This is a genomic window from Mediterranea massiliensis, assembly GCF_900128475.1.
GTDB classification, from domain to species: Bacteria; Bacteroidota; Bacteroidia; order Bacteroidales; family Bacteroidaceae; genus Bacteroides; species Bacteroides massiliensis_E.
In genome coordinates, this window is the sequence record NZ_LT635837.1 from 240,855 (window position 1) to 266,084 (window position 25,230).

The 25,230-nt window shown below is 53.1% G+C and carries 23 protein-coding genes and 1 tRNA gene; 17 read left to right on the plus strand and 7 right to left on the minus strand.

From position 1 onward, the window contains the following. The 6 genes from BQ7483_RS08885 to uraH all read left to right on the plus strand — a co-directional run bounded on the left by BQ7483_RS08885 (position 1) and on the right by uraH (position 6,786). Positions 1 to 1,233, plus strand: a complete 1,233-nt coding sequence (locus BQ7483_RS08885) for an LL-diaminopimelate aminotransferase (protein ID WP_022020934.1) — start codon at positions 1 to 3, stop codon at positions 1,231 to 1,233. A gap of 128 nt (positions 1,234 to 1,361) precedes the next feature. Next, the gene (locus BQ7483_RS08890) at positions 1,362 to 2,078 is read left to right on the plus strand and encodes a TorF family putative porin (RefSeq protein ID WP_072545641.1); all 717 of its coding nucleotides are present in this window, start codon (positions 1,362 to 1,364) and stop codon (positions 2,076 to 2,078) included. 35 nt (positions 2,079 to 2,113) lie between these two features. Next, positions 2,114 to 2,470 (plus strand): P-II family nitrogen regulator, encoded by a 357-nt coding sequence (locus BQ7483_RS08895; RefSeq protein WP_022020932.1) that lies wholly within the window; start codon positions 2,114 to 2,116, stop codon positions 2,468 to 2,470. A gap of 133 nt (positions 2,471 to 2,603) precedes the next feature. Continuing rightward, positions 2,604 to 3,851, plus strand: coding sequence for an ammonium transporter (locus BQ7483_RS08900; RefSeq protein WP_327028122.1), 1,248 nt, complete (start codon positions 2,604 to 2,606; stop codon positions 3,849 to 3,851). 137 nt (positions 3,852 to 3,988) lie between these two features. After that, positions 3,989 to 6,178 carry a glutamine synthetase III family protein gene (locus BQ7483_RS08905; RefSeq protein ID WP_072545642.1) on the plus strand — a complete coding sequence of 730 codons (2,190 nt, stop codon included), beginning with the start codon at positions 3,989 to 3,991 and terminating at the stop codon, positions 6,176 to 6,178. A 197-nt stretch (positions 6,179 to 6,375) separates the two neighbouring features. Next, positions 6,376 to 6,786: a hydroxyisourate hydrolase gene (gene uraH, locus BQ7483_RS08910; RefSeq protein ID WP_072545643.1), complete on the plus strand. Its 411-nt coding sequence runs from the start codon at positions 6,376 to 6,378 to the stop codon at positions 6,784 to 6,786. Between the two features lie 123 nt (positions 6,787 to 6,909). Here the strand turns inward: uraH and BQ7483_RS08915 are convergent. Then, a tRNA-Gly gene (locus BQ7483_RS08915) sits at positions 6,910 to 6,982 on the minus strand. A 132-nt stretch (positions 6,983 to 7,114) separates the two neighbouring features. Here BQ7483_RS08915 and cobU point away from each other — a divergent pair. Genes cobU through cobC form a run of 4 tightly spaced genes read left to right on the plus strand, consistent with a single transcriptional unit; the run spans position 7,115 to position 9,952 of the window. Next, complete coding sequence (gene cobU, locus BQ7483_RS08920; protein WP_072545644.1) at positions 7,115 to 7,624, plus strand: bifunctional adenosylcobinamide kinase/adenosylcobinamide-phosphate guanylyltransferase; 510 nt, start codon at positions 7,115 to 7,117, stop codon at positions 7,622 to 7,624. Between the two features lie 13 nt (positions 7,625 to 7,637). After that, positions 7,638 to 8,675 (plus strand): nicotinate-nucleotide--dimethylbenzimidazole phosphoribosyltransferase, encoded by a 1,038-nt coding sequence (gene cobT / locus BQ7483_RS08925; RefSeq protein ID WP_072545645.1) that lies wholly within the window; start codon positions 7,638 to 7,640, stop codon positions 8,673 to 8,675. A 3-nt stretch (positions 8,676 to 8,678) separates the two neighbouring features. Continuing rightward, on the plus strand, positions 8,679 to 9,425 hold the full coding sequence (cobS, locus tag BQ7483_RS08930; RefSeq protein ID WP_072545646.1) for an adenosylcobinamide-GDP ribazoletransferase: 747 nt from the start codon (positions 8,679 to 8,681) through the stop codon (positions 9,423 to 9,425). Continuing rightward, positions 9,410 to 9,952 carry an alpha-ribazole phosphatase family protein gene (gene cobC, locus BQ7483_RS08935; RefSeq protein ID WP_072545647.1) on the plus strand — a complete coding sequence of 181 codons (543 nt, stop codon included), beginning with the start codon at positions 9,410 to 9,412 and terminating at the stop codon, positions 9,950 to 9,952. The genes cobS and cobC overlap by 16 nt, the downstream gene beginning before the upstream one ends. Positions 9,953 to 9,962: 10 nt before the next feature. On the opposite strand, the gene cbiB is transcribed toward cobC, so the two are convergent. Genes cbiB through BQ7483_RS08950 form a run of 3 tightly spaced genes read right to left on the minus strand, consistent with a single transcriptional unit; the run spans position 9,963 to position 13,480 of the window. Next, a complete protein-coding gene (gene cbiB, locus BQ7483_RS08940; protein ID WP_407657212.1) occupies positions 9,963 to 10,913 on the minus strand; it encodes an adenosylcobinamide-phosphate synthase CbiB in 951 nt (316 codons plus the stop codon). A gap of 22 nt (positions 10,914 to 10,935) precedes the next feature. After that, entirely contained in the window at positions 10,936 to 11,988 is a 1,053-nt protein-coding gene (locus BQ7483_RS08945) for a threonine-phosphate decarboxylase (RefSeq protein ID WP_072545649.1), read from the minus strand. After that, positions 11,981 to 13,480: a cobyric acid synthase gene (locus tag BQ7483_RS08950; protein ID WP_072545650.1), complete on the minus strand. Its 1,500-nt coding sequence runs from the start codon at positions 13,478 to 13,480 to the stop codon at positions 11,981 to 11,983. Before BQ7483_RS08950 ends, BQ7483_RS08945 begins: the two co-directional genes overlap by 8 nt. Positions 13,481 to 13,773: 293 nt before the next feature. Here BQ7483_RS08950 and pncB point away from each other — a divergent pair, with 293 nt between their 5' ends. Next, complete coding sequence (gene pncB, locus BQ7483_RS08955) at positions 13,774 to 14,940, plus strand: nicotinate phosphoribosyltransferase (RefSeq protein ID WP_072545651.1); 1,167 nt, start codon at positions 13,774 to 13,776, stop codon at positions 14,938 to 14,940. Here pncB and BQ7483_RS08960 read toward each other — a convergent pair. Further along, on the minus strand, positions 14,937 to 15,521 hold the full coding sequence (locus BQ7483_RS08960; RefSeq protein WP_072545652.1) for a cob(I)yrinic acid a,c-diamide adenosyltransferase: 585 nt from the start codon (positions 15,519 to 15,521) through the stop codon (positions 14,937 to 14,939). The two genes, pncB and BQ7483_RS08960, sit on opposite strands and share 4 nt — an antisense overlap. After that, on the minus strand, positions 15,518 to 16,849 hold the full coding sequence (locus BQ7483_RS08965) for a cobyrinic acid a,c-diamide synthase CobB (protein WP_072545653.1): 1,332 nt from the start codon (positions 16,847 to 16,849) through the stop codon (positions 15,518 to 15,520). The genes BQ7483_RS08960 and BQ7483_RS08965 overlap by 4 nt, the downstream gene beginning before the upstream one ends. 78 nt (positions 16,850 to 16,927) lie before the next feature. On the opposite strand from BQ7483_RS08965, the gene BQ7483_RS08970 reads away from it, so the two are divergent. The 6 genes from BQ7483_RS08970 (at position 16,928) to BQ7483_RS18150 (ending at position 22,860) form a co-directional block, all read left to right on the plus strand. Continuing rightward, entirely contained in the window at positions 16,928 to 18,358 is a 1,431-nt protein-coding gene (locus BQ7483_RS08970; protein WP_072545786.1) for a RapZ C-terminal domain-containing protein, read from the plus strand. Position 18,359: 1 nt separating this feature from the next. Further along, positions 18,360 to 19,103 (plus strand): nucleotidyltransferase family protein, encoded by a 744-nt coding sequence (locus BQ7483_RS08975; protein WP_072545654.1) that lies wholly within the window; start codon positions 18,360 to 18,362, stop codon positions 19,101 to 19,103. Positions 19,104 to 19,132: 29 nt separating this feature from the next. Next, positions 19,133 to 19,567 carry a DUF6078 family protein gene (locus BQ7483_RS08980; RefSeq protein WP_072545655.1) on the plus strand — a complete coding sequence of 145 codons (435 nt, stop codon included), beginning with the start codon at positions 19,133 to 19,135 and terminating at the stop codon, positions 19,565 to 19,567. A 523-nt stretch (positions 19,568 to 20,090) separates the two neighbouring features. Then, entirely contained in the window at positions 20,091 to 21,764 is a 1,674-nt protein-coding gene (locus BQ7483_RS08985) for a fimbrillin family protein (protein ID WP_072545656.1), read from the plus strand. Between the two features lie 118 nt (positions 21,765 to 21,882). Further along, on the plus strand, positions 21,883 to 22,599 hold the full coding sequence (locus BQ7483_RS08990; protein ID WP_235847338.1) for a helix-turn-helix transcriptional regulator: 717 nt from the start codon (positions 21,883 to 21,885) through the stop codon (positions 22,597 to 22,599). 135 nt (positions 22,600 to 22,734) lie between these two features. Then, positions 22,735 to 22,860 (plus strand): hypothetical protein, encoded by a 126-nt coding sequence (locus BQ7483_RS18150; protein WP_262493916.1) that lies wholly within the window; start codon positions 22,735 to 22,737, stop codon positions 22,858 to 22,860. A 33-nt stretch (positions 22,861 to 22,893) separates the two neighbouring features. Here the strand turns inward: BQ7483_RS18150 and BQ7483_RS09000 are convergent, their stop codons facing one another. After that, positions 22,894 to 25,212 carry an outer membrane beta-barrel protein gene (locus tag BQ7483_RS09000; RefSeq protein WP_072545659.1) on the minus strand — a complete coding sequence of 773 codons (2,319 nt, stop codon included), beginning with the start codon at positions 25,210 to 25,212 and terminating at the stop codon, positions 22,894 to 22,896. Positions 25,213 to 25,230 lie beyond the last annotated feature (18 nt).

The window sequence follows — 25,230 nt, forward strand, 5'->3', positions numbered from 1 at the left end:
ATGGCACTCGTAAACGAACACTTCTTGAAACTGCCGGGCAGCTACCTGTTCTCGGACATCGCCAAGAAAATCAACACATTCAAAATCACTCACCCCAAACAGGACATCATCCGCCTGGGCATCGGCGACGTGACCCGGCCTCTGCCGCCCGTCTGCATCGAAGCCATGCACAAGGCCGTAGACGAAATGGCCGACGAAAGCACATTCCGCGGCTACGGTCCCGAACAGGGATATGACTTCCTGATAGAAGCCATCCTCAAAAATGACTTCGCCCCGAGAGGCGTCCACCTCTCTCCCTCGGAAATCTTCATCAACGACGGTGCCAAGAGCGATACGGGCAACATCGGCGAACTGCTGCGCTGGGACAACAGCATGGGCATTACCGACCCCGTTTACCCCGTCTATGTGGACAGCAACATCATGTGCGGACGCTCGGGCGTGCTGGGCGAAGACGGCAAGTGGAGCAACGTCACTTACCTGCCCTGCACGGAAGAGAACCATTTCATACCCGAACTGCCCACCCACCGGGTCGACCTGCTCTACCTGTGCTATCCCAACAACCCGACGGGAACCACACTGACCAAGACCGAACTGAAAAAATGGGTGGACTATGCACTGGACAACGACACGCTCATCATCTTCGACGCAGCCTATGAAGCCTATATCCGCGAAGACGATGTTCCCCATTCCATCTACGAAATAAAGGGAGCCAAGAAATGTGCCATCGAGATACGCAGCTTCTCGAAAACGGCCGGATTCACCGGACTGCGATGCGGCTATACCGTCGTTCCCAAGGAACTTACAGCCGCCACCCTGACCGGAGACCGTGTAGCCCTCAACAAACTGTGGCTGCGCCGTCAGTGCACCAAGTTCAACGGCACCAGCTACGTCACCCAACGTGCGGCCGAAGCCATCTATACGCCGGAAGGCAAAGAGCAGGTAAAGGCCAACATCGACTACTATATGCAGAACGCCTCCACCATGAAAGAAGGACTGGAAGCCGCAGGGCTGAAGGTATACGGAGGTGTCAACGCTCCCTACCTCTGGCTGAAGACACCCGACGGAATCAGCTCGTGGCGCTTCTTCGAACAGATGCTCTACGAGGCCAACGTGGTGGGTACGCCGGGCGTAGGTTTCGGCCCCAGCGGCGAAGGCTTTATCCGCCTGACCGCCTTCGGCCGGCACGACGACTGCGTGGAAGCCATGAAGCGCATCCGCAAATGGATGGCCTGACCGAACGGTCCCGCCACATCCGCACAGTCAATGAGTGAATAAGAGTATAGCGCGACTACTATAACGAACGGCTTCCGGCCCGATCAACCGGAAGCCACCCATATTTATTCATTCAATTAGAAACGGCAATGAAAACGAAGATCAACTGGAGCAAGAGCTTCACCATTGCAGCTCTGCTCGCGGCCGGGATTCCATCCATGGCCAACGCACAAGACAAAGTGAAAGCATCGGCAGGCGGCGACATCGTCAGCAGTTACATCTGGCGAGGCACCGATTGCGGCGGAATCAGTATCCAGCCCCATCTGTCGGTTGCCTACAAAGGTTTCTCACTGGGAGCCTGGGGGTCGGTCGGACTCAATTCGGAAGACACGAAAGAGATGGACTTCATCCTCGGCTATACCCACGGCGGACTGAGCCTGGCCCTGACGGACTACTGGTTCTTTCCTTCGGACGAGAGCCAACAGATCGGCTACTTCAAGTATGCCGCCCACAACACACAACACGTTTTTGAAATAACAGCCGGATATGACTTCGGCGTCATGGGCATCAGCTGGAACACGAACTTTGCAGGGTCGGACTATCACAACGCCGACGGCAAACGCTCCTACTCCACCTACATCGCCCTGACGGCTCCCTTCAAACTGGCAGGCCTCGACTGGAATGCCGAAGTGGGACTGACTCCCTGGGAAGGAGCCTACGCCGACAAGTTCAACGTGACCAACCTCTCGCTGAAAGCGTCGAAGGAACTCCCTGTCACCAAGCAGTTCTCACTCCCGCTCTTCGCACAGGTGGTATTCAATCCCTATACGCAAGGAGCCTACTTCGTATTCGGACTGAGTTTATAGGACACATTACAAACACACTAACAAGTATAATAGGTATGAAAAAGATTGAAGCAATCATCCGTAAGACAAAATTCGAGGACGTGAAGGAAGCACTCCTCGAAGCGGACATCGAATGGTTCTCTTACTATGACGTAAGAGGCATCGGAAAGTCCAGGCAGGCACGCATCTACCGAGGCGTGATGTATGACACCAGTTCCATCGAACGCATCCTCGTATCCATCGTGGTGCGCGACAAGAATGTGGAAAAGACGGTGAATGCCATCCAGAAAGCCGCCTGGACAGGTGAAATAGGCGACGGACGCATCTTTATCGTCCCCATCGAGGACGCTATCCGCATCCGTACGGCCGAACGCGGCGACATCGCATTATTTAACGCAGAACAAGAAAAATAAAACTCACAGACGTATGAAAACTTACAGAAAGTGCCGCCGTTCCTGGCTAAGCACAGCCCTCACCATATGCCTGCTGCTGGGCAGCACAGCCGCCTTTGCAGGCGAAGCGGACGAAGCCGCAACCACCGACACGATGGCCGAACTGGCCACAGGTATCGATACCGTTTGGATGCTTCTGGCAGCCATGCTCGTATTCTTCATGCAGCCAGGCTTCGCACTGGTCGAAGCCGGATTTACACGCACCAAAAACACCGGCAACATCCTGATGAAGAACTTCGTAGACTTCATGCTGGGTTCGTTGCTCTTCTGGTTCATCGGTTTCGGACTGATGTTCGGAGCCGGCGGATTTGTTGGGATGCCCCATTTCTTCGACCTTTCGTTCCTGGACACCCGACTTCCCCGCGAAGGATTCCTGATTTTCCAGACCGTCTTCTGCGCCACTTCGGCCACCATCGTATCGGGTGCCATGGCCGAACGCACCAAGTTCTCCATGTACGTGGTCTACACCATCGCCATCAGCGTATTGATTTATCCCATTTCCGGTCATTGGACCTGGGGAGGCGGCTGGCTGACCAATGGTGAAGAGGGTTCGTTCATGATGAATCTGTTCGGCACCACATTCCACGACTTCGCCGGATCTACGGTGGTTCATTCCGTAGGCGGATGGATTGCCCTCGTAGGCGCCGCTATCCTGGGTCCCCGTATCGGGAAATACGGAAAGGACGGCCGTTCCAAAGCCATTCCCGGCCACAACCTCACGATTGCCGCGCTGGGTGTATTCATCCTCTGGTTCGGCTGGTTCGGCTTCAACCCCGGCTCACAGCTGGCTGCTTCGACAACCAATGACCAGATAGCCATCTCGCACGTCTTCCTGACGACCAACCTTGCAGCTTGCGCCGGTGGTTTCGCCGCCCTCGTCACCAGCTGGATCAAATATCGCAAACCGTCGCTCTCACTCACCCTGAACGGCATTTTGGCCGGTCTGGTCGGCGTCACAGCCGGTTGCGACTGTGTATCGGCAGGAGGTGCCGCCATTATCGGACTCATCTGTGGCGTACTGATGATCTTTGCAGTAGAGTTCATCGACAAGGTCTTGAAAATAGACGATCCCGTTGGTGCCAGCTCCGTACACGGTGTATGCGGCTTTACAGGTACCATCCTGACAGGCCTCTTCTCGACCAGCGAAGGTCTGTTCTACGGTGCCGGCTGGGGATTCCTCGGTGCACAACTTTTCGGTGCCTTGGTCGTTGGAGCCTGGGCTGCAGCGATGGGTTACATCATCTTCAAGCTGCTCGACAAGATACACGGCCTGCGAGTTCCGGCACGCGTTGAGGAAGAAGGCCTTGACATCTACGAACACGGAGAGTCGGCCTACAACTAATCCAAACATATCCGGTTCCACAAGCAGACAGACAACAAGGCCGCTTGCGGAACCGGGTAAAGAACGAATAAATAAAGAAAGAATAAAAACAGAAAACCAACACTTACTATTTCAAACCAATAAAGAAACAAGTAATTATGTCAAAGTTAAGATTTAGAGTAGTGGAAACGGCCTTCAAAAAGAAGCCCGTTCCCGTAGAGATTCCCAAAGAACGTCCGTCGGAATACTTCGCCAAGTATGTATTCAACCGGGAAAAAATGTTCAGATACCTGCCTAGCAAGGTATATGACAAACTGGTGGACGTTATTGACAACGGTGCCCCGCTGGACCGTAGCATCGCTGATGAAGTAGCTGCCGGCATGAAGAAGTGGGCCATCGAAATGGGAGCCACCCACTACACCCACTGGTTCCATCCGTTGACCGAAGGTACGGCCGAAAAGCACGATGCATTCGTGGAACACGACGGCAAGGGCGGCATGATGGAAGAGTTTACCGGCAAACTGCTCGTACAGCAGGAACCTGATGCATCCAGCTTCCCCAACGGCGGTATCCGCAACACGTTCGAAGCACGCGGCTATTCGGCCTGGGATCCTTCCTCACCAGCCTTTATCGTAGACGACACACTGTGTATCCCGACCATCTTCATCGCGTATACGGGTGAATCGCTTGACTACAAGGCTCCGCTGCTCAAAGCCTTGCGTGCCGTTGACAAAGCAGCAACCGATGTCTGCCACTATTTCAACCCCGACGTCAAGAAGGTCAATGCCTACTTGGGCTGGGAACAGGAATACTTCCTGGTAGATGAAGGTCTCTACGCCGCCCGCCCCGACCTACTGATGACCGGCCGTACACTGACCGGACACGACTCTGCCAAGAACCAGCAGCTGGAAGACCACTACTTCGGCGCCATTCCTCCCCGCGTGGCTGCCTTCATGAAAGAACTTGAAATCGAAGCCCTCAAGCTGGGTATCCCTGTCAAGACCCGCCATAACGAGGTAGCTCCCAACCAGTTTGAGCTGGCACCTATCTACGAAGAATGTAACCTCGCAGTTGACCACAACATGCTTATCATGGCCCTGATGCGTAAGATTGCCCGTAACCACGGCTTCCGCGTACTGCTTCACGAGAAACCTTTCAAGGGCGTCAACGGCAGCGGCAAGCACAACAACTGGTCTCTGGGTACCGATACCGGCATACTGCTGATGGCACCGGGCAAGACTGCTGAAGAAAATCTGCGCTTCATCACCTTCATCGTGAACACACTGATGGCCGTCTACCGCCACAACGGCCTGTTGAAGGCCAGCATCTCCAGTGCCACCAATGCACACCGTCTGGGCGCCAACGAAGCACCTCCTGCCATCATCTCTTCCTTCCTGGGCAAGCAGCTTTCACAGGTATTGGCCCACATCGAGGAGAGCGACAAAGGCGAACTCATCAGTCTGAGCGGCAAACAGGGCATGAAGCTGGACATCCCGCAGATACCCGAACTGCTCATCGACAACACCGACCGTAACCGCACCAGCCCCTTCGCCTTCACCGGCAACCGTTTCGAGTTCCGCGCCGTAGGTTCGGAAGCCAACTGCGCCAGTGCCATGATAGCCCTGAACGCCGCTCTGGCCGAACAGCTGACCGACTTCAAGCACGACGTGGATGCCCTTATCGAAAAAGGAGAAGACAAAGTATCGGCCATCCTCGACGTCATCCGCCGCGATCTCAAGACATGCAAGCCCATCCACTTCGACGGCAACGGTTATAGCGAAGAATGGAAAGCCGAAGCTGCCCGCCGCGGTCTGGACTGCGAAACCAGCGTACCTGTCATCTTCGACAACTACCTGAAGGAAGACAGCATCGCCATGTTCGAAAAGACAGGCGTCATGACCCGCAAGGAGCTTGAAGCCCGCAACGAAGTGAAGTGGGAAATGTATACCAAGAAGATTCAGATCGAGGCACGTGTATTGGGCGACCTTGCCATGAACCATATCATCCCTGTTGCCACACAATATCAGACGGAATTGGTGGACAACGTATATAAGATGAACGGACTGTTCCCTGCCGAAAAGGCTGCCAAACTCTCGGCCAAGAACCTGGAACTTATCGAGGAAATTGCCGACCGCACTGCCTTCATCAAGGAACACGTCGATGCCATGATTGAATCCCGCAAGGTGGCCAACAAGCTGGACAACGAACGTTCAAAAGCCGTAGCTTACCACGACTACATCGTGCCGATGATGGAAGAAATCCGTTATCACATCGACAAACTTGAATTGATAGTTGACAATCAGATGTGGACACTGCCCAAATACAGAGAGCTGTTGTTTATCCGATAGAAAACTTGATTTTCTTTATTAGTTGTTTTAAGTTAGCAAGAGGGAAGGCGGCCGTGAGGGCTATCTTCCCTCTTCATTTTTTCGTTAATAAGCCTCAAATATCCACCCTGTAACCTCCCTGCTATTGTCCATTTCAGAAACAATCTTCATATTTGTAACGATTACAATATATTATTCATCCATTAACAAGTCAAGACATGAAAAAAATCATTTGGATTCTATTGGTTGCATGGACATGTTCGGCAACCGCCATCGCCCAACAAGCCAACTATCAACTTTCCAGTCACATACTGGACATCAACCGGGGACAACCGGCCTCTGGGGTCAAAATCAGCCTCTCCAAACTACAGGACAACCACACCTGGCAGATGATAGACGAAAAGCTGACGGATGAAAACGGAAGGGTCAAAGACTTCCTGGAAGAAGGAACTACCGACCATCGGGGTATCTACAAGCTGACCTACCACATCAGCCCTTATTTTGAGTCCCTGCACCAATCCTCCTTCTACCCGTTCATTGAAGTGGTCTTCGAAATAAAGGACAACAAGCATTATCATGTTCCCATTACCTTGTCACCCTATGGTTACTCTACCTACCGGGGTAACTGAACCTTGACAATATCCCGTTTGAGGGACTTGACAGAAACTTTATCTACCTGCACGTTCCATCCTCGATTACTTCACAAAAAAAATCAGAGATTTACATCACGTAAATCTCTGATTATCAATAAGAGCGGCAAGCGGGACTCGAACCCGTGACCCTCAGCTTGGGAAGCTGATGCTCTACCAACTGAGCTACTGCCGCCTGTCGAAATCTTTGTCTTTACAAACAGATCTTTTCACAAAGCGGAGGCAAAGATAGATACTTTTTTGTGAAAAGCAATAGCTGTATTCATAAAATCTTGTATTTTTGTTTCCCGTTAGAGAAATAAGACTTATGAAACGGATTGTTTTGATTACGGGAGGAGCCCGTTCGGGCAAAAGCAGTTATGCGGAGAAGATGGCATTATCTCTCTCTCCCACACCCGTTTATATGGCTACAGCACATATCTGGGACGAAGAATTCAGACAACGGGTCATACGGCATCAGCAACGAAGAGGTCCCGAATGGACCAACATTGAAGAGGAAAAGTATCTGAGCCGGCATCAGGTAGACGGAAGAGTCGTCCTGATAGACTGTGTGACCCTGTGGTGTACCAACTTCTTTTTTGCCCTGAACAGCGATGTGGATGCGTCCCTTCAGGCAGTCCGTGAAGAATTTGACCGACTTACCCGACAAGATGCCACGTTCCTGTTCGTCACCAACGAAATAGGATGCGGCGGAACTTCGGAGAACGAAATCCAACGCAAGTTCACCGACCTGCAAGGTTGGGTGAACCAATACATCGCCTCGAAAGCCGATGAAGTGATGCTGATGGTATCGGGAATTCCTGTAAAAATAAAATAGAACAAGATATTGTATGAAGACTTTTCAAATTGTAAGTCCGGACGACCAGATGCGCCCGGCCATTGCAGATAAAATCAATAACCTGACGAAGCCGAAAGGCTCGTTGGGACGACTGGAAGAAATAGCCTTGCAAGTGGCGCTGATTCAGCAGACCCTGACACCCACGTTACAGAAACCGCAGAACATCATCTTTGCCGCCGACCATGGCATTGTAGAGGAAGGTGTCAGTCTGTCGCCCAAAGAAGTGACCTGGCAACAACTGAGCAACTTCCTGCATGGAGGAGCCGGAGTAAACTTCCTCTGCCGCCAACACGGGTTCCAATTGAAGCTGGTCGATGCGGGAGTGGATTATGACCTGCCCTACGAACAAGGCATCATCAATATGAAAGTACGCCGCGGCACTGCCAACTACCTCCATGAAGCAGCCATGACGGAAGCCGAAATGGAACTTTGTCTGGAACGCGGAGCCGAAGTCGTACGACGCTGTTACGAGGAAGGAAGCAATGTCCTGAGTTTCGGCGAAATGGGTATCGGCAACACTTCTTCTTCCTCCATGTGGATGACCTACTTCACCGGCATCCCCTTGGAAGAATGCATCGGTGCCGGCAGCGGGCTGGACCGTGCAGGTATCCGACACAAATATGAGGTATTGAAAAAAAGCATGGAAAACTACCACGGCGATGGTTCGACACGCGACATCCTGCGCTATTTCGGTGGACTGGAAATGGTCATGGCCGTCGGTGCCATGCTGCAGGCTGCCGAACTGAAGATGCTGATCTTGGTGGACGGCTTCATCATGACCAACTGCATACTGGCCGCCAGCCGGCTGTATCCGGAAGTCATGGACTATGCCATCTTCGGACATTGCGGCGACGAAACCGGGCATAAACTGGTATTGGATTATCTGCATGCCAAACCTTTGTTGAACTTAGGATTAAGACTGGGCGAAGGGACAGGTGCCATCTGTGCTTATCCCATTGTGGACTCCGCTGTACGCATGATCAACGAAATGGACAACTTTGCCCACGCATCCATCACCAAATATTTCTGAGCGATGAATTTCCTGGCTGCACTGATATTCTTTACACGCCTGCCCTTCTGGAAAATCAAGGAAGTACCGGCCGAATGTTTCAAGCATGTAGTGCCTTATTGGCCTCTGGTGGGATGGCTTACGGGAGGCATCATGGCGGGGGGGCTTTGGGTGGCCGCCCAAGTATTGCCCTTGCCCCAGGCCTGGTTGGTGGCCATCGTAGCCCGACTGCTGGTAACCGGCTGTCTGCACGAAGACGGACTGGCAGACTTCTTCGACGGTTTTGGCGGCGGCACCACACGCGAACGCATCCTGGCCATCATGAAAGATTCCCACATCGGTACCTACGGCGTGGCAGGGCTTATCTTCTACTTCCTGCTGTTGTGGCAATTACCCCTATCCCTTCCGTTACCCGTGTTGTGCGCGCTGGCGCTTTGCGGCGACTGCTGGAGCAAGTTCTGTGCCTCTCAGATCATCAATTACCTGCCCTATGCCAGACCCGAAGCCGAAAGCAAGGCTAAGGTCGTGTACAGCGGCATGAGCCGGGGCGAACTCATCACAGCCTTTGTCAGTGGCATTCTACCGCTGCTTTTCCTGCTTCCGCTGCATGCATGGCCGGCCACGGTAGCACCGATGTTCGCTTTTCTGCTGATACTCCGCCTACTGAAGAAACGGTTGCAAGGCTATACGGGAGATTGCTGCGGAGCCATGTTCCTGTTGTGTGAATTATCCTTTTATCTTTGTGCTGTAGTGATATGGAACTTATATTGATACGTCACACCTCGGTCGACGTACCGCCGGGTGTATGTTACGGGCAGACCGATGTGCCCTTGAAATCGACTTTCGAACAAGAAGCTGAAACAACACTTGCCAACTTGAATGGCATACTGTCTGACGGAAAAATGCCCGACCACACTTATACCAGCCCACTGACTCGCTGTGTCCGTCTGGCCGAGTACTGCGGTTATCCCGATGCCGAACGTGACCGGCGCATCATGGAAATCAATTTCGGTGCCTGGGAGATGAAGCCGTTTGACCATAACAACGACCCAAGATTGCAGGAGTGGTATGCCGACTACCTGAACGTGGCCGCTACCGGAGGCGAATCGTTTGCCATGCAATACGAAAGAGTCAGTCATTTTCTGGACGAATTGAAACAAAAGCCCTGGCAACGTGTCCTCCTCTTCGCCCACGGTGGCGTACTGATTTGTGCACAGATTTATGCAGGACTCATTAAGGCCGACGAAGCCTTCAGTTCCCTGACACCCTACGGAGGCATAATCCGGGTAACGGTATAACACCCGTACCTCAGACCAGCAGCCGAGCTGCCAGCGTAAGCACAACAAGCAGAATCATCAGCGCCTCAGCACGGCGGTTGATGCGGATAGCCACCTGCATGTCCCGAGTCGTCAACAGACGATTGTTCTGTCCGATAAACGGTTTCCACACTTCCTCACCAAAGTAGATGTGAGGTCCTCCGAAACGACAGTCCAAGATACCGGCCAACGCCGATTCCGGGTAACCGGAATTGGGGCTGGCGTGCCGGCTGCCATATCGGGCCACAAACGCCAGCAGCGACAATCGTCCTGACGCCAACACCATCAGCAAAGCCGTCAGACGGGCCGGTATATAGTTGGCCACATCGTCCAGACGGGCGGCAAAACAACCAAACTGGCGGTATCGCTCGTTGCGATATCCAATCATCGAATCGAGCGTGTTCACCATCTTATAGGCCAGCATACCCGGCACGCCCAGCACGGCATACCAGAACAATGGGGCCACCACACCGTCGCTCAAGTTCTCGGCCAGCGTTTCCAGTGCTGCCGTACGAACCTCCTGCGCAGACAATTTCGATGTATCGCGCCCCACAATGCGTGCCACCTGCCGGCGTCCTTCCTCCAGCGAACGGTCTGTCGCCTCGAACACCATACGAACTTCACGGACCAGCGTAGTGCCCGCCAGGCAATAGAAAATCAACAGCACTTGCAGCACCAGCAACAATCCCGGTAAAACCAGGGCCGCCCCCCGCAACAGATAAAGCGTCAGTACAAAGACAGCCGACACTCCTATCGCACTCATGGCCGCTCCTTTCCAAAAGCGAAAGCGTCCCTTGTTCAGTCTATGCTCGCCCCAGGCAATAGCTTTTCCAAAAGCTACGACCGTATGGGGCATCCACAGAGGATCGCCCAACCAGCGGTCGAGTCCCCAAGCCGCCAACAAAGGCAGGCACAAATAAAGTATAATCAACAGTTGTTCCAATTCCAATTGATTTTATCGTCCATTATTCCTGCAGCCATTCGGCAATGGCCTCCACCAGGCGGTTGTTTTCTTCAGGCATTTGGGTCGCAATGCGAAAGAAATGCTCATCCAAGCCTTCAAAATTCGAGGCATCGCGTATCAGGATACCATGTTTTTCAGCCAAATATTCCTTCAATGCCGAAGCTTTGCCGAAACGCAGCCGCACCAGCATGAAATGTGTATCTGAATCCCATACCTCCAAAGCCCCCAGCTGTTCAAGCCGCTCCCGCAAACGGGCCGTTTCCTTCAGGCATTCATCCAGACGGACCGGATCGGGCATCCCCTTGGAAGCCAGATACAGCCCGGCCTCAATGGCAAAGGCGTTGACCGACCAGGGCATGCGGTGTGTGCGTATGCGGGCCAGCAGGCCCTCATTACCCGTAATGAACCCCAACCGCAAGCCCGGTATGGCATAATGTTTGGTCAGGGAATGCAGCAGCAGTACATTGGGATAGCGCGCCGCCTCGGCCGCCGAAAACAGAAGCCGCCTGGTAAAGTGTTCGTACGACTGGTCGATGACAAAGCAGACCTGCGGATTGCATTCGATGAGAGTTTCCAACCAACCTTTGTCGGTAACAGAACCTGTCGGATTGTTGGGATTGCATAGCCACAACATCCGTACGTCTTCGGGAAGCAGAAAATGTTCCCGCTCAGAAGGCAGACTGTAGAGCGAAGAGACACGATGACCGTGCATCATGCACGCATCGGCATACTCGCTGAACGTGGGCTGCAGAATGGCGGTACGGGTACCGCCAAACGTCTGTGCTATCAAATAGATGGCTTCGGTAGCCCCGTTGGTGACACACACCGAAGCTGGCTCCAGCCGCATCAGGCGGGCCAGTTCCGCTTCCAATGTATAAGGTTCGGGTTCGGGATAAGAGGAAACCAAACTCTTCCGGCCACCGTCTGCACGGACACACTGTGCCAAGTGCTCCAACAGTCCCGAAAGGTCGGGGTGTCCGTATACATTCGAACTGAAATTGGCCGTTATCGGCCTGCTGTATTTATAGGAGTCGTCTCCATGTCCTTCAATCATGTTCCGTCAATATTTGATAGACAAGCGGCAGATTGACGTGACGTCGCACGTGGTCGGCCAGTTTGTCGTATTGTTGTTCTTTGAATGCCTGATAGTCAAACGTGCCTCGTTCCTTCAGTTTGTCGGCAAAGGGCTCGAGCAGGAAGTCGATGAAAGCCGCATTGTCCAGTATGCCGTGAACGTAAGTCCCCATACAGGTATGGTCCACCAGACAACCGTCCGGCTGTCCGTCTTCCAGACGAGTCAACGGCTGATAGCCTTCTCCAGCAATTCCTGTCGTAGTACCCATGTGAATCTCGTAACCGGTCATGCCATCGGCCGAACGGCCCACTCCGTCGGCAAAGTCAAAATGTACCTGACGTGTCACCTTCTTGCCTGTCATGCGGGTACTCACCGGGAGCAGTCCCAGGCCGGGGAGCCTCTCCATATCACCTTCCACGTGGTCCGGATCGAGTACCTCCTGCCCCATCATCTGATAACCGCCACAGATACCCATCACCGTCTTTCCATCACGCCGCGCCTGGACAATGGCCTGTGCCACCCCGTTACGCCTCAGCTCGTACAGATCGTCCAGCGTACTCTTGGAGCCGGGCAGCAGGATGATGTCCGCCTTGGCAATTTCTTCCGTGTTGTTGGTATAGAAGAGATGGACACGGGGATCTCGCTCCAACACATTGAAATCGGTAAAGTTACTGAGATGGCGCAGCAGTACCACGGCCACATTGACCTTGCCCCGTTCGGCCTGCATGGATTTGGCCGCCAGCGACACGCTGTCCTCTTCCTCTATATATATGTCTTTATAGTAAGGCACCACTCCTACAACCGGTATTCCGCAAAGTTCCTCCAGCATCTTGACACCCGACTCAAAAAGGCGGATGTCACCGCGGAACTTGTTAATCAGGATTCCCTTGATGCATGCCCTTTCGTGAGGCCTCAGCAACATCAGCGATCCATACACGCTGGCAAACACCCCACCCCGGTCGATGTCACCCACCAGAATCACTTTGGCTCCCGCATGCAGGGCCATGGGCAGGTTGACCAGATCACTGTCACGCAGATTGATTTCAGAGATGCTTCCGGCCCCTTCCAGCACAATGGGATTATAACGGGCAGCCAAGCGGTCGTAAGCGGCACACACCTCCCGGCGTAGTTCCTCGCGCCCTTCCTTGCGGAAATAGTCGTAAGCATTGCGGTTGCCCATGGGACGGCCGTTCAGTACCACCTGAGAAGTATGGTCGCTCTGCGGTTTCAACAAGAGCGGATTCATGTCCGTATGGCAAGGGATACCGGCCGCTTCGGCCTGCACGGCCTGTGCCCGTCCTATCTCCAGACCATCGGGAGTGGCAAAGGAATTGAGGGCCATATTCTGGGCCTTGAACGGAGCCGGATGATAACCGTCCTGCCTGAAGATGCGGCAAAAAGCGGCTGCAAGAACACTCTTGCCTACATCGCTTCCGGTACCGGCCAGCATGAGGGGATATAATGATTTCATACGTTTCGTTTTTTGCGGACGCAAAGGTAGTAAAAAAGTCCGGGAAGAAGGGCAAAAAAAAGGCTATCTTCCCAGACAGCCAATCTTTTGTTAACCTTAAATCTAATACTATGAAAAACACATTGCAAAGGTAGGCATTTTCTTGAAACTTCCAAAAGAATGATATGAAAAATGCCGTATTATAACACGGTTTAAATTCTATATTATCTTGTTAACAAATAAATAGTAAGCCATAGGTTTGCGAAACTTGAATAAAGTACGTAACTTCACAGCCTGAACAAAAAAATAGTACCATTATGATTTATTCCATTCTCGATACCGACCTCTATAAGTTTACCACCTCGTACGCCTACATCAAGCTGTTTCCCAATGCGCAGGGCACATTCACCTTTACCGACCGCGACCACACGGTCTACTCCGACCGCTTCCTCGCCGAGCTTAAGGATGCCATCGAAAACATGCAACGGATTACACTGACAGGCGACGAACTGGAATACATGACCCAAAGCTGCCGCTTCCTGCCCCGTGTCTACTGGGAATGGCTGTCTTCGTTCCGCTTCCAGCCGGAAAAAGTGAAAATCAGCCTCGACGAAGAAAGGCATCTGCACATGGAGGTAACGGACTATATGTACAAAGTGACCTTGTATGAAGTACCCTTGCTGGCCCTGGTATCCGAAGTAAAGAACCAGGTTTCGGGCAACGTACCCGACCCGGCTGAGGTAACCGCCCGCCTGGTAGACAAGGTGGCACTTTCCAACCGTCATCACCTGTCGTTCTCGGAATTCGGCACCCGGCGCCGTTTTTCGTTCGAGGTTCACGATACCGTCATCGGCTATCTGAAACAGCATGCACAATACTGCACGGGAACTTCCAACTGCTACTTTGCCATGAAATACGGCATGCGTCCCATGGGTACGCATCCGCACGAATGGTTCATGTTCCACGGTGCCCAGTTCGGCTACAAGCATGCCAACTACATGGCGCTGGAGAATTGGGTCAACGTCTACGACGGCGACCTGGGCACAGCCCTGTCCGACACCTACACGACCGATGCCTTCCTGAGCAACCTCAGCCGCAAGCAGGCCAAACTGTTCGACGGAGTACGCTGCGACTCGGGCAACGAATTCGAATTCACCGACCGCCTGATAGCCCGCTACCAGGAATTCGGCATCGACCCCACCACCAAGACCATCATCTTCAGCAATGCGCTCGACTTCCCGAAAGCACTCGACATCCAACGGTTCTGCGAAGGACGCATCCGCTGTGCTTTCGGCATCGGTACCAACCTGACCAACGACACCGGCTTCAAGCCCGCCAACATCGTGATGAAGCTGACCCACTGCCGCATGAATCCCCATCAGGAATGGCGCGAATGCGTCAAGCTGTCCGACGATGAAGGAAAACATCTGGGCAGCAGCGAAGAGGTGAAAGCCTGCCTCTACGAATTGCAACTGGTCTAAGCGTCGTCTGCCGGCCGTCGCTTGCGTTTGTAGGCAAACTCCTGCCATTTCTCTTCCGGCCAGTTCTGACGCTGCATCTCCATGCGTGCCATGACAAAGAAGAGGTCGGACAGGCGGTTGACCAGAACCAGAATATCTTCGTCCAACGGTGACTGGCGGTGGAGCGTCCACAAGCGTCGCTCGGCCTGCCGGGCTACCGTACGCGCGAAATGCAACTGGGCCGACACAGGTGTCCCGCCGGGCAACAGGAAATAACCGTGGTCTGCCAACTGTTCCGTCAGGCGATCCATCTCCTGCTCGCAACGGAGGGTCAGTTCGGCTGCATGCAGTTCGTTGGGGTTCACTTTGTGCGGCGGCGTAGCCACATGGCTCATCACTACCATCAGTTCCTTCTGTACCTCGTGTAGCAGGGACTGCCAGCCGTCATCGGCAGGCAGCAAGGAACGGACGATGCCTATCACGGCATTCAGCTCGTCCAGACAGCCGTTGGCCTCAATGCGGATGTCATCTTTGGGCACCCGCTCCCCTCCATGAATGCCGGTCATTCCCTTGTCACCGGTCTTTGTATAGATTCGTTTCATAGTTCGTTTTCAAAAAGTTTGTCCAAATCGGTTTCTCCCCAATACAGGTGGGTATAGCTGGCCAGCAGGTTCTTGTAACGGAACACCGGTGTGTCCACCGGCTGTCCCTTGGCGTTGCACACCTGTGCTGCCGACGGCCACAGATGCTCTCCCGCCCTCTCTACAAACTGGGTGTAATGGAATTCGTGTCCCCGCAACGCCTGCCCGTTGTAGTCGAAGCGCCGGTAGCCCAGGCTCAGCTTGCGGTGTTCCTTCCGGTTGGAAATGGAAAATGGCAGTACACCTGCCAGCGGCCGGAAATCGGGTTGCCCGTCCAGGCAGACACCCTGCGACAAATAGATCATTCCGCCGCATTCAGCCAGTGTCCGTCCACCATTCTCAATGTAACGGCGGACCGATTCCAATGTTACAGTTGCCGCCCCCAAAGCTTCAGCGTGCTTTTCAGGATAGCCACCGGGCAGATAGAGCAGACGGGTGCCGGCTGGCAGCGGAGCCGATTGTTCGGGGTCGAAAAACACCACGTCGCCATAACGTCTGAGCAAATCCAGATGTTCAGTATACAGGAAAGAAAACGACTCGTCGTTGCGGGCCACGGCTATGACCCCATCCCTCTTCGCTGCACATTGCCCGGCGCGGCTTGCAGGCAAAGGAACATCAGCAGCCTCCAGCAGACGACCGATGTCGACATGCGCTTCCAATTGGGCCAGCAGACGACGGCCGGCCTCGTCCGTCTCCCGCTCGCTGAAGTCCAGTCCCAGGTAGCGGGAACCCTGTTCCAGCAAAGGATCCTTGGGCAGGTAACCCAAGCATTCCACCTGCAGGTCGTCACACACCTCCCGCAGCATGTCGAAATGACGGGGCGAACCCACCCGGTTGAAGATGACACCCGCAAAACGGATGTCCTGCCGGAAATGCAGAAATCCCTGCAACAGCGGAGCCAGCGAATAGGCCGCCGAGCGGGCATCGACCACCAGCACCACAGGCAGGTGGAGCAGACGGGCCACCTCGGCCGACGAACCGCGGTCGCGGCTGTAGCCGTCGAACATCCCCATCATGCCTTCCACCACACACACATCCGCACCGGCGGCATAGCGGGCATAGACCTGCTCCACATGGGCAGCCGAAGCCATGAACAGGTCGAGATTGACCGACGGACGGCCACAGGCCCGCTCGTGAAACTTCGTGTCGATGTAGTCGGGACCGCACTTGTAGGGCTGCACATTCAGGCCTCTGGCCTTCAGCAAAGCCATCAGCCCGCGGCTCACCGTTGTCTTTCCGCTACCCGACGTAGGGGCGGCAATCAGAAATTGGGGAATGCTTTTTGTCATTTTCCTGCATTTATTTCGGGCAAAGATAACCATATCTGAACAGAAAACCTTATCTTAGCTGCCAAAATGATACACACCATGATTACAGAAGAACTGAAAAAGCTATATATAGCCTACACCGGACACGAACCGGAATCCATTGACGAGATGCCCGCATCGGGCTCCAACCGCCGTTACTTCCGCCTGAAAGGTACCCCCAACCTGATTGGAGTGAGCGGCGAAAGCATCGAGGAAAACCGCGCCTTCCTCTACATGGCCGAGCACTTCCGCCGGCAGGGCCTGCCCGTGCCACAAGTCTTCATCAAGTCGGACAACGACATCTATTACCTGCAGGAAGACCTGGGCGACACACTGCTCTTCAACGCCATCGAGAAAGGACGCAAGACCAGCGTCTTCGGCGAGGACGAGAAGCAGCTGCTGCGCAAGACGCTCCGCCTGCTGCCCGCCGTCCAGTTTGCCGGGGCCGAAGGCATGGACTTCTCCTACTGCTACCCGCAGGCCGAGTTCAACCGGCGCAGCATCCTGTGGGACCTGAACTACTTCAAGTACTGCTTCCTCAAGGCCACCGGACTCGACTTCCAGGAAGACCGCCTTGAGGACGACTTCCAGAAGATGGCCGATGTACTGCTACGCAGCAGTTCGGCCACGTTCATGTACCGCGACTTCCAGAGCCGCAACGTCATGATCAAGGACGGTGAGCCGTGGCTCATCGACTTCCAGGGCGGGCGTAAGGGACCCGTCTACTACGACGTGGCCTCCTTCCTGTGGCAGGCCAAGGCCAACTATCCTGACAGCCTCCGACAGGAATTGCTGCACGAGTACATCGACGCCCTGCGCAAGTACCAGCCCGTAGACGAGGCCTACTTCATGGCCCAGCTCCGCCACTTCGTGCTGTTCCGCACCATGCAAGTGCTCGGTGCCTACGGCTTCCGCGGCTATTTCGAGAAGAAGCCCCACTTCATCCAAAGCGTTCCTTTTGCCATTGAGAACCTGCGCCAGCTGCTGCGCGAGCCCTACCCTGAATATCCCTACTTGTGCCAGGTGCTGACCGAACTGACCCAGCTGAAGCAGTTTACCGACGACCTGCAGAAGCGCCGCCTCGTGGTAAAAGTCACCAGCTTTGCCTACAAGAAAGGCATTCCCGAGGACCCCTCTGGCAACGGCGGTGGCTTCGTCTTCGATTGCCGTGCCGTGAACAACCCCGGCAAGTACGAACGCTACAAGCCCTTCACAGGACTGGACGATCCTGTCATCCGATTCCTTGAAGACGACGGCGAAATCACCACCTTCCTGGAACACGTCTATGCCCTGGTCGACGCATCGGTGAAACGCTACATGGAGCGCGGCTTTACCAGCCTGTCCGTCTGCTTCGGCTGTACGGGCGGCCAGCACCGCTCTGTCTACTCGGCCCAGCATCTGGCCGAGCACCTGAACCAGAAGTTCGGCGTACAGGTCAACCTGATGCACCGCGAACAGAACATCGAACAAACCTTCAACGCCCGTAACTGACATGAAAGCCATGATATTTGCCGCCGGACTGGGCACCCGCCTGCGTCCGCTCACCGACCACATGCCAAAGGCCCTGGTACCCGTGGCCGGCATTCCCATGTTGCAACGCGTGATACTGCGTCTGAAGGAGGCCGGATTCGATGACATCGTCATCAACATCCATCACTTCGGAGAACAGATACTCGACTTCCTGAAAGCGAACGGCAACTTCGGCGTCCGCATCCGCATCAGCGACGAGCGGGGCGAGCTGCTCGACACGGGCGGAGGCATCCTGAAAGCCCGCCCCCTGCTGGACGACGGCGAGCCCTTCCTCATCCACAACGCCGACATCCTGACGCACATCGACCTGGCCGCCTTCTACCGCCACCACATGGAGAGCGGAGCCAACGCCACCCTGCTGACCAACCACCGGCAGACAGCCCGCTACCTGCTGGCCGACAACGGCAACCGCCTGTGCGGGTGGGTGAACAAGTCGACCGGCGAGACACTGCCCCCCGGCACCCCCTACGAAGAAGGCCGCTACAACGAACTGGCCTTCGGCTGCGTGCACGTACTCTCACCCTCGGTCTTCGGCTACATGGGCCGCGGACGGTGGACCGGCAAGTTCTCCATCATCCCCTTCTACATCGACATCTGCCGCCAGGCCCGCATCCAGTGCTACCCCATCGACACCGAAGGATGGTTCGACGTGGGCAAGCCCGAAACGCTGGCTCAGGCCGAAGCCTACTACCGGACACACGAATAAAAGGAAACCCCCAAAACAGAAATCATACCATGCCAAAGAAATTCTACAAAGACATCCCTGCGGAATATCCCGTATGCCAGTACGCCGACTGTCCCCGCGCGGCCACATGCCTGCACCAACTGGTGTACCAGCCCCTCGCGGAGCGCGACGCCTACCTGCGCCTCATCAACCCCGACCGATGCACGAAAAACAGTCAGTGCCCCTACTACCGCGACTCCACTCCCGTGACATACGCCCGAGGCTTTACGGGCATGCAGAAGCACATGTACCCCGGCCAGTACCAAATCTTCATGTCCCTCCTCGTGCGGGAGTTCAGCCGCAACCCTTACTTTGAACGCCGCCGCGGCGAAACGGCCCTCTCGCCCAAAGAACAGCACATCGTGCTCCAGGCCCTCCGCAAGGCAGGCGTAACAGAAGACCTGAAGTTCGACACCTATGAAGAGAACATCAACTGGTACGACTAATCACAAATGAATCCGCTTACGGATTATAGACCAAACTAACAGCCGTGCCCGTCGGGACGGGTGCTACCGCCCCTTGCTGCACGGCACTCCCCGGGCGATGAGTTTTTTTGTCCTACAAATTTGTTGTAAACCTTTTCAAGTATAACTTTGCAGAAGTGACAACTTGATCGGGGTTCAAATTCAAAAAGATGTAAACCGGTCTGTAGTTTTAATCATTAACCTGCCAACTGAATTCTATACAGCTCAAAGCCTCAGCACTTCCGGACGTACACTCCAGTACTTCCATACAAGTACTACAATACTTCCGTACAAGTACTGGAGTAATCCCCGGGAAGTACTGAAGCCATACAACAGGAAAACATCCGCCGGCATACCCGCTACCAATTTTCGTCCCGGACTGAAGGCCGACATGAGCCACGACAGTCCAATTCCTAATTAACATTAAAAACCGTCGACTGACTCGAACATTTGCCCGCTTCCCGTTTGTTTCAGCGCATAAATATACACCAACGAACCAAGACCTATGAACAAGGCTTTCTACCTGACCACATTTTGGAGCATCTGGCTGCTGAGCTTCTTCATGACTTCGTGCGACGAAGCACTACCGGAAACCGAGTCTATGCCGGCTGCCGGCAACCGTGTGGAATGGGACCTGTCCCTTCCTTCCACGCGGGCTACCTTCCAGACAGACGGAAGCGGCCGTTTTGAAGAAGGAGACACCCTCGTGGTCTACGCACAGAATCTGGACAATGGACAAACGCGGCACTTCACCCTCCACCTTCAGGACGGACAATGGAAACCCGAGCTGTACTGGAGCGAGATAGGCCGGGAGGTGCAGTTCACGGCCTGGCACGTAGCCGGAGCATACCGCCTGCACCAAGCCATCCAGACCTCACAGGAATACATCCACACCCTCGCCACAGAACAACAGGAAGAAGGCTACAGACATTCGGACCTGCTGATGGCCCAGACACGCGTCACGGCCGGACAGCGGGTGCAGCTCCGCTTCGAGCACGCCCTGAACCGCCTCCGCCTACAGCTCGAAAGCAAAGACGCGTCTTATACTCCCGAACAGCTGCAACAGGCAGAAGTGCAGGTCTATACCCCCTGCCGCCTGCCTTTCGACCTGACGGACGGCACGCTCCACGAACCGTCGGCCTACCAATGGGTCAGCCCGCTGAAATTGCAGGACGGCACATGGGCAGCCCTACTCTGCCCACAGGCGACCCAACCGCTGAAAGCCGAAGGATGGATACGCCTCCGCATCGACGGCAAGGAAACCGTCCTGCCCGTCCCCCAAACGATGGACGGCAAGCCCTTCGAGCGACTGGAGGCCGGCAAGGAAATCACCTACCGCATCCACGTACAGAAAGGCGTCACTCCCGATGATTTTGCCGCCACGACCCGATGGGTGTACGGCGTCAAGGAACCTCTGCCCGAACAATGGAACGCCGACCACACGCAGCTGAAGTGGACAGAAGGATGCGGATGGTTCGACTGCAACAAGACCAACCCCTCGGGCATCACGGCCGGAAGCGACGGGCTGATGTGCTGGGCGGCCGCCACCTCCAACCTCCTACACTGGTGGCTGAAACAGAACGAAGAGACCGAAGCCGTCAAAGCCTATACCGGCCCTGCAGCCATACCGACCGACATGCTGCACAGCGAAATCTTCCAGCTGTACAAGGACCATTTCCCCAATGCAGGCAACTATCCGCTGAAAGCCATCAACTGGTTCTTCAACGGTGTCTTCCACAATCGGATATATGATACCGATCCCGTTGACCCTGCCGCAGGTTTCTTCCGTACCCAATTGGGCACCCGGACTTTGGGAAAAGAATACATAGGCAACGAACTGGCATGCGACCGCTTCAATGCCATCATCAAGCAGGCTCTGACGTCCCGGCAGGGTATATTGTTCATTATCAATCAGGGGAAAAACTGGTCGACACATGCCGTCACGCTGTGGGGAGTCCGCTTCGACGACGAAGGCCTGATAGATACCCTCTATATGGTAGACAACAACGACGGCCGCAGCGACACCCGCGGCACTATCCGGGTGATGGGTGTACAATACCGCCCGTACTCCAGCTCGAATCCCGAACTGTATCCGTATGTTCCCAACAGCCTCGGCGACTTTACCATCCGCATCGAGTCGCTCTGCACCCTCAGTCTGGGAAGGGAATGGATCAACTAAAAGGAAGGTATTCACATGAAAAGATTGACGAACTTTTTATACTTTTGCAAGTCCAATCAGAAGATCAATTATGCAACAAGAGGATGTCAACGACTTTTTTCGTCCTATCCATTCACAAATGGAGATTCCAGATGGTGATTATGGCAAGACTGCGATTTGCATTGCCATGGCCAATGCGTTGGCCCGCAATACGAATCACAGCCTGTATATCATAGACTATAACCGAAAGAATTTCCTTTACGTATCGCCCAATCCGCTGTTTCTCTGCGGTCATTCACCGGAAGAAGTACAGCAGAAAGGATATGCCTTTTATTTCGAAGTCGTTCCTCCCGATGAAATAAACCGGCTGATGGAAATCAACGAAGCCGGCTTCCGCTTCTACTATGACCAGCCGGTAGAAAAAAGACTTGACTTGTCTATCGAGTATAACTTTCATATCCGCACATCAGAAAAGCATTCGCATCTTATCCACCACAAACTGACACCCGTCATGCTGAGTGAGAAAGGTGATATTTGGCTGGCTCTCTGCACTGTTTCTTTGTCCCCAGAAAAGAAACTTGGGGAAGTCCTCATTACAGACCATACCTGTACCGACCGGCATGTCTATTCATTCGAGGGCAGACGATGGAGAAAACAGCCCGAACTGATTCTTTCCGACCGTGAAAAAGAGATTCTCCAGCTCTCCGTCAAAGGACTGTCGAACACGGAAATTGGAGCAACTCTCTTTATTGATGCCAATACCGTCAAGTTTCACAAGAAGAAACTATTTGAGAAGCTACACGCAGAAAATATCACTGAGGCCGTGGGTATCGCAGCCAATCTGAGGCTGATTTAGGAAGACGATGTAGAACTTCGGCAAAGTAACTGCAGGTGGATGTGAGGTGACGTATTCCTCCATTTTCTTCCGTCCAAGTTCGATTACCTTCTCATCGTCACATCTGTTCATCTTTTCTTTATCAATATAGGCAATATGCCAGAAGATCAGATAACCTACAACATACCTTTCAATGGTAACTTCTATCGGTTCGTCCGAACGCTTCATGGATTGAAGGCAGTTGTGGCCATCCTTATCGATGATGCCTACAACTGCCCATGAGAGATTTATATAAGAAATTGATGTTGTCATAAATTACATACGGTTTATCGCATCCTGTCCTGCTCCTGTACCTTTATACTTGCTTTTGGCTGCATTAAACTTGTAGCGGACAGTAAGGCTGAATGATCGTGTATCACTCCAAGACAAATCTTTCATCTGTGAACTCTCCATATAAAGAAGTGCTTCCTGCTTACAACCTAACAACAAATCATTGGCACGTGCTTCAATACTGAGCGCATCGTTCAAGAAGGATTTACGCAAGCCTATATTGAGTGTATATTGTGGACGTTTAAGAGTGATATTCTGGACCTGCCCACAACTTTGATAACTGAAGTCGGCTGTCAACAAGAATCCGGCAGGGAGAGTAAAAGTATTGTTTAATGAACCTATAAAGAGCGGATTGTTATAAGTCCTTTTTTGACCGGCAGCATCCAACGAAAACCACTGCTTCATCATAATTGCGCTGGCATTAAGATTCCATATACCAATAGTAGGCGAAGCTGCCAGCATTACTGTCAGACTCGGTAAACGGTCGTGATTGACATAGTTAATCAAAGTAGTAGCCGACTGATTTTCTACCTGTGTTCCCCAATAAAGAATATAGTCTTGAACCATTTTGTAGCTGACCATTGCCTGCAAGAACCGCCAGACACCAACAGCGGTTACATCGTGGGTGATACTTGGTTTCAGAAGTGGATTTCCCGTTTGCCATGTAAACCGATTGGCATAAGTGATATTATTTCTTAACTGGCTGTAGTTAGGCCGCTGTGTTTTTGCTGCATAGCTGACTTGGAATTGTACTTTGCCCAACTGCCCGTTCACAGATGCATTAGGAAAGACATTATCATAGACACGACTTTGTCCGGGTACAAATGTACCATTTTCAAAATAATCAAAATCTACATGCTCATATCGCAAGCCGATGTTTGCCTGACCGAATGGTAAAGGATGGCTGTACTGTGCATATCCGGCAAGATTCTGTTCGCGAATGCGGGTATAAGTTGTAGGTACATATCCTTCCTGATTTACATAATCATCATGCCGGTTGGTATAGGTATATTCTCCTCCCACCGAGAAACTTCCTCCCCACAAAGGATGCGTGTATGAAGCTTTGGTAGCAGCTAGCTGATTATCCACTCTGTTGTCGGAAGTGACGGTACGGTCTTCATGGTCCTGGCTATTCTCCGTATTAAGAGTATACTGCGTGTAAGTATTGCCGTAATAGTCGGCATCCCAGGTAAGTTCTCCTTTACCTATTTGTCCTGCATAGTAAATATTAAGCTGATGTTCCGGTTGTGATTTTGCATTGGCAACGATGGAACTATGCAAGATATCGTAGGGCAATCCATCTGCCCAGATTTCGCTATCGAAGGCTGAATGCATATCTGTGTGCAGGACGTTGCTCAAATCATAGCGCAGACCGATGGAATGATATTCATTAAAATCATAATTGAATCCGATGCGCCCGTCTATATTGCGAGAATCGGTATTAGAGTGCTGATAATTCTTTTGTGTCCATAGGGTATCGGTAAAGGCTGTTTGCTCCAGAATATCGTTTTGCAAGGCGGTTGTCTTATCAAAACGGACCATAGCGAAAACATCAAGGCCGTTATGCCGATAGTTTACATCGGCTTGCTCTACAAAATCTGAATTCTGGGACTGATCATAGGAACTGCGCAAACTCACTCCAAATCCATCTCCTTGTCGTTTGACAGTACGGATACGGACAACTGCCCCTACAGTTGCATCATAACGGGCACCGGGATTGCGAACCACTTCTACACTTTTAATGTCCTCCGATGTCAGTTGGTCCAGTTCAGCGATATCACGTAATTTTCTACCGTTAATATAGATAAGCGGTGAACCCTTGCCCAACACTTCAAACCCATCAGTCTTTTTTTGTAAACCGGGTATATGCGCCAATACATCTTCAGCAGTACCGGCTTTCGAGAGAACTGTACCCTGAACGTTGGTTTCCAAGGCATCATTCTTCATGCGTGTCACAGGAAGATTGGCTTTTACAACCACCTCACCAAGCATCTGTGCATCCGAAACGAGCTGTACAATACCGATATTGGCCGGAGATACCGGCTTACATACAGTCTTATATCCTATAGAGGATATTTTCACTATCTGATTTTCCGATGTTGCCTCCAGTGTAAAAGATCCGTCTTCACCGCTGATAGTTCCGTTAACAAATGTCGAATCTGGCAGTGACAGCAGCACCACGTTGGCGTAAGGCAATGGCTGGCTGTTCTCGTCAATCAGCTTTCCGCTTACTGTCTGTGCAGATAAGCCCACGGGAAGCATGATACCAGCAAACATCCATAAAAATACTTTCATCAATCTCATTGTATGGTAGCTTTTTAA

Coding starts and splice junctions, on each gene's coding strand:
- BQ7483_RS08960 (WP_072545652.1), bottom strand. CDS start 15,521: ATGAAACGAATCTATACAAAGACCGGTGACAAGGGAATGACCGGCATT.
- BQ7483_RS08950 (WP_072545650.1), bottom strand. CDS start 13,480: ATGAAATCATTATATCCCCTCATGCTGGCCGGTACCGGAAGCGATGTA.
- cobT (WP_072545645.1), top strand. CDS start 7,638: ATGAAGACTTTTCAAATTGTAAGTCCGGACGACCAGATGCGCCCGGCC.
- BQ7483_RS08985 (WP_072545656.1), top strand. CDS start 20,091: ATGAACAAGGCTTTCTACCTGACCACATTTTGGAGCATCTGGCTGCTG.
- BQ7483_RS18150 (WP_262493916.1), top strand. CDS start 22,735: ATGCCAGAAGATCAGATAACCTACAACATACCTTTCAATGGTAACTTC.
- BQ7483_RS08965 (WP_072545653.1), bottom strand. CDS start 16,849: ATGACAAAAAGCATTCCCCAATTTCTGATTGCCGCCCCTACGTCGGGT.
- BQ7483_RS08975 (WP_072545654.1), top strand. CDS start 18,360: ATGAAAGCCATGATATTTGCCGCCGGACTGGGCACCCGCCTGCGTCCG.
- BQ7483_RS09000 (WP_072545659.1), bottom strand. CDS start 25,212: ATGAGATTGATGAAAGTATTTTTATGGATGTTTGCTGGTATCATGCTT.
- cobS (WP_072545646.1), top strand. CDS start 8,679: ATGAATTTCCTGGCTGCACTGATATTCTTTACACGCCTGCCCTTCTGG.
- BQ7483_RS08945 (WP_072545649.1), bottom strand. CDS start 11,988: ATGATTGAAGGACATGGAGACGACTCCTATAAATACAGCAGGCCGATA.
- BQ7483_RS08900 (WP_327028122.1), top strand. CDS start 2,604: ATGGCCGAACTGGCCACAGGTATCGATACCGTTTGGATGCTTCTGGCA.
- BQ7483_RS08905 (WP_072545642.1), top strand. CDS start 3,989: ATGTCAAAGTTAAGATTTAGAGTAGTGGAAACGGCCTTCAAAAAGAAG.
- BQ7483_RS08990 (WP_235847338.1), top strand. CDS start 21,883: ATGGAGATTCCAGATGGTGATTATGGCAAGACTGCGATTTGCATTGCC.
- BQ7483_RS08885 (WP_022020934.1), top strand. CDS start 1: ATGGCACTCGTAAACGAACACTTCTTGAAACTGCCGGGCAGCTACCTG.
- BQ7483_RS08970 (WP_072545786.1), top strand. CDS start 16,928: ATGATTACAGAAGAACTGAAAAAGCTATATATAGCCTACACCGGACAC.
- uraH (WP_072545643.1), top strand. CDS start 6,376: ATGAAAAAAATCATTTGGATTCTATTGGTTGCATGGACATGTTCGGCA.
- BQ7483_RS08895 (WP_022020932.1), top strand. CDS start 2,114: ATGAAAAAGATTGAAGCAATCATCCGTAAGACAAAATTCGAGGACGTG.
- cobU (WP_072545644.1), top strand. CDS start 7,115: ATGAAACGGATTGTTTTGATTACGGGAGGAGCCCGTTCGGGCAAAAGC.
- BQ7483_RS08980 (WP_072545655.1), top strand. CDS start 19,133: ATGCCAAAGAAATTCTACAAAGACATCCCTGCGGAATATCCCGTATGC.
- cobC (WP_072545647.1), top strand. CDS start 9,410: ATGGAACTTATATTGATACGTCACACCTCGGTCGACGTACCGCCGGGT.
- BQ7483_RS08890 (WP_072545641.1), top strand. CDS start 1,362: ATGAAAACGAAGATCAACTGGAGCAAGAGCTTCACCATTGCAGCTCTG.